The organism is Halomicronema sp. CCY15110, from assembly GCF_016888165.1.
Lineage (GTDB): Bacteria > Cyanobacteriota > Cyanobacteriia > Phormidesmidales > Phormidesmidaceae > Halomicronema.
This window is the reverse complement of sequence record NZ_JACSWC010000277.1, coordinates 1-3622: the sequence shown is the minus strand read 5'-3', so window position 1 is coordinate 3622 and position 3622 is coordinate 1. Positions and strand designations below refer to the sequence as shown.

At 55.0% G+C, this 3622-nt stretch carries 3 protein-coding genes; 1 reads left to right on the top strand and 2 read right to left on the bottom strand.

The window, feature by feature from the left end:
• Positions 1–67: 67 nt before the first annotated feature.
• The gene (locus JUK32_RS11555) at positions 68–2797 is read right to left on the bottom strand and encodes a PD-(D/E)XK nuclease family protein (RefSeq protein WP_204139008.1); all 2730 of its coding nucleotides are present in this window, start codon (positions 2795–2797) and stop codon (positions 68–70) included.
• Between the two features lie 107 nt (positions 2798–2904).
• Positions 2905–3039 carry a hypothetical protein gene (locus JUK32_RS28025; RefSeq protein ID WP_255538214.1) on the bottom strand — a complete coding sequence of 45 codons (135 nt, stop codon included), beginning with the start codon at positions 3037–3039 and terminating at the stop codon, positions 2905–2907.
• On the opposite strand from JUK32_RS28025, the gene JUK32_RS11550 reads away from it, so the two are divergent.
• Positions 3038–3622 (top strand): 3'-5' exonuclease, encoded by a 585-nt coding sequence (locus JUK32_RS11550; RefSeq protein WP_204139007.1) that lies wholly within the window; start codon positions 3038–3040, stop codon positions 3620–3622. The genes JUK32_RS28025 and JUK32_RS11550 overlap by 2 nt on opposite strands.

The window sequence follows — 3622 nt, the reverse complement described above, 5'->3', positions numbered from 1 at the left end:
AGGGGCTCAGGAAATTTGAGGCCATCTTTCAGGGATGGTCACTAGCCCAGGAGGGATTTATGTGTACTTAGTAGCCCGTCGTGGGAGAAGGGGTTGGGGGATGAGGGTTTTTGCGACTGAGGCGATCGCCCTGGCGACACAGGGCGTCAAAATCGCAGTAGGTACAGGCCGATCGCCCATTATCCGGCTGCACCGGATAGTGGCCTTGGTCTAGGTGGGCTTTGCAGCGATCGAGGGCATCGGGTAGTTGGGCCTGGATGTTGGGCTTGGGTTTAGAGATCTGCTTTCTGCCGCGAATGGAATAGTAATAGGCATTCGCGATCGGTTCATCAGGAAACAAGTCGGGGCCAGCCGCCTCTTCGTATAAGGCTAATTGCACGTCGATCTCAACTCTGCCGTTGATGTCTTTAATACCAGGGGGGCGACTTTTGCCGGTTTTATAGTCGATGAGCACCAGGCCATGCTCGGTGCGATCGATGCGGTCCACCTGTCCCCGCACTTTGAGACCATGCCACTCGCCGCTAAAGTTCCCTTCCAGTTGCAGCGGCTCCGTCCCCTCGGGCAAAAAGTTGGGATCCGCCAGGGCGAGTGTGAGGCAGCGGAGGTGTTCACTGCGGCGCAGCGACCAGGAAGGGAGGTCAGCGGGGATGATTTGGCGCTCAGCGATCGCAAATTTCTCCTCCAAAAGCTGGGCATCGGTAATATCTAACTCAGGCTGTTGCTGCTTTGCCGCCAACACCAGTTCTAAAACCTTGTGATAAAGCTGACCGATCTGGCTCGGACTCAAATCTTCGTCTACTTCCTCGGTGGGGCCTAACTTCAGCAATTTGTCAGCAAACCACTTGAACGGACACTGCCCCAAGTTGCGCAGCTGCGAAGCGCTAAACACCCTGTCCGTATAGTCCAGAGGCATGCCCACGATGCCGTCATACTCGTTGGGAGCGGCACTGCTTTCCCGATACTGCTCGACCGTGAAAGCGTGACGCGCATAGGGGAGAACGGTGTCCTCATGGTCGCCAGAATGGCGTAAGCTGGCTCGTCGCAGTTCTTCGGGGCTAGCGATCGCCCGCATAGGTGGCTCCCCAGGCTTCAAGTCCAACTGTTTCAGATAAGGACTCAGCAACTGCTCCTGACGATCCTTGAGCTCAGCGTAGGAGAAGGTGAGATTGCCCGTAGCGGTTTGCAGCAGGGCGTAGAACGACAGGGCCTCGCGCCGGGCCATCGCCGCCGCTGTGGGGAGTGCCAAACCCTGCCGCTGGAGCTGTTGCCGCTCAAAGAAATCCAGCACCGGATCGTTGCTAATGGTTGCTGGCAGCCCCCCCTCAGCCATGCCCAGGACAAAAAGGTGATCATATTGGGCACCGACCACCGACGTCGGCTTGTGGAGTTCCACGCCGCCCCGGCCTGGTTGGGCAGGCACGGTTAGCACTTGCAGCAAATCGATCAGCTCTTGGCGAAAATCCGCCCAGGACTTCGGTTCTTCTCCCAATTTCGCCAATTCGACTAAGCCGCGATACAAGTTGTTGAACGCAATGCTTTCGCGAGACCAGCGGGCGCAGCGTTTGCGCAAGTCAAAGGTTCTAAACAGGTCGTACCACCAATTCACCCAGGTGTCCGGTTTGCGATCGCGCTTGATGCTAGCCAATGCGGTGAGGTCAAGGTCGAGATGTTCTTGTGCGATCGCTTGCCAAGCTGCAAACCCGACGGGATGCTCAACGCGCACCGTTGCCCAAAAGTTTTTATCGGGGTTACTGCACAAGGGATGGCTCAGTAGCTTCGCAGTGGCTTCAAACGGCCAGCCCGTATCCATCACCTCAATCAGCAGCTTCAGCCATGAGCCTAACCGGGTACTCAGCAGTGGTGTGTCGTAGAGTGCTCGCAGCGGTACGCCATATTCCCACGCGATATCAATGAGCTGGGGACCGTAGGCAACTTCATCGCGGGCAATGATGGCGATATCTCTTGCTGGCGTTCCGGCATTGAGCAGCGCTTTCACCTGCGCTAAGGTGCCCCGCATCTCCGCTTCAAAGGTGCTGTAGCGGTGAGCTTTGACCGAGAAGCTGGGGTTCTGCGTGGAGTGCGTTAATTTGAGAGGAGCGTCTTCAGAACCTCGGCTTCTGTTACCGATAAAGACTTGGCTGAGGTGTCCCCCGATCGCCTCAGTATCAATCGCTTCCGCCACCACCTCCCAACCTTGCTCAACCAACCACTCGACCGATCTCTGCACATCTTGAAACAGGGGAGCATCAGGAGCGGGAAGAAACAGGGCGCTATCGGAAGCTGCGATCGCATTCATCCATGCCAACTCATCCAACCGGGGCTGGAAGTAGCCATAGATCAGCACTTTTTGTGGTTCAGGGAAATGTTCAATTGCTCGCCAATACAACTCACTCAAGTCAACCAGGTTTTCCCCATGCAGCGCTTGCTGAAACGCTTGTGCCACATGCAAAAGCTGATGAGTTCGTTCTGAAAAAGTGCCGGAAACATTGCCTAGATTTGGGCTGCTTTGCAGGAGTGATCGCACCGTCGGCAACCAGGCATTGGCCGTACCCAACAAATCGGCGGGTTGCACCGTCTCTTGCAGAACTTGACGAAAAATAGATTGGGCCTTGAGTGTGGAGGCGATCGCCCAGCCCTGTTGTGCTAAATGTTTGGACGCAAGACTGCTAAGAGATTGATGGGGTACCCCTAGGGCTCGTGCTGCCAACCGGGAAGCCGTGATGACGGTACCGCTATCGTCTAGCAGCCTTAATGCCTGGGGTTCAGGATAGGGACCTACTTGGATAAAATTCGCCATACATGCTTGGCTCCGCACTAGCCACTGTTTGGGACAAAGCGGTCAATCTAGACAGGAATATTCACCGTCCGTCGACTCCTTACAGATTTCCCAACTTTTCAGTGATCTCACGGGCGGTTCGGGGCATAAAAAATAAAGTGCATCACAAATACATTTTTGAGCACCGATGCATCTACTTTAGCCAGCAAGACTTTAGGAATCGGGAGTACGTCTACCAAGGTTTGTTCCTGAGCCATAGCCATGACACAGACTCTCCTGATTATCGACACTGAAACCACGGGCATTGATCCGATTCAAGACACTGTCATTGAGATTGGGGCAATTCTCTATTCTGTCCCTTGTCAAACCGCCCTGTCACACCTCTCATTTCTGCTATACGCTTCCCATAATGCAGCTGAGTCCATCAACCGAATTCCACCAACGGCGCTGACGGCTCTGCCTCATGTTCTTCAATGCAAGTCCCTGGGCTTACTTCAAGAACTGGCGCTAGCCGCGGATTATATCGTTGCCCATAATGCTGAATTTGACGCCCAGTGGTTTGATGACCAAAGATTGCCCATCCTCCGAGGGCAGGGGCAACAACCGTTGCAATGGCTTTGTTCCATGGCAGATATGACTTGGCCCAAGCAAACCCGCCCCGGTGAATCGCTCATCGCCCTAGCGCTCAACCATGGTATCGGCGTCAGTAGTGCCCATCGAGCTTTGACCGACTGCCAACTCCTGGCCGAACTCTTCAGCCGTTTGCCCCCCCAGGGTAAGCGCAAGAAAAACATCGGGGAATTGTGCTACGTTGCCAGACCAGCGGCAAGGACAGTGAGCATGTAG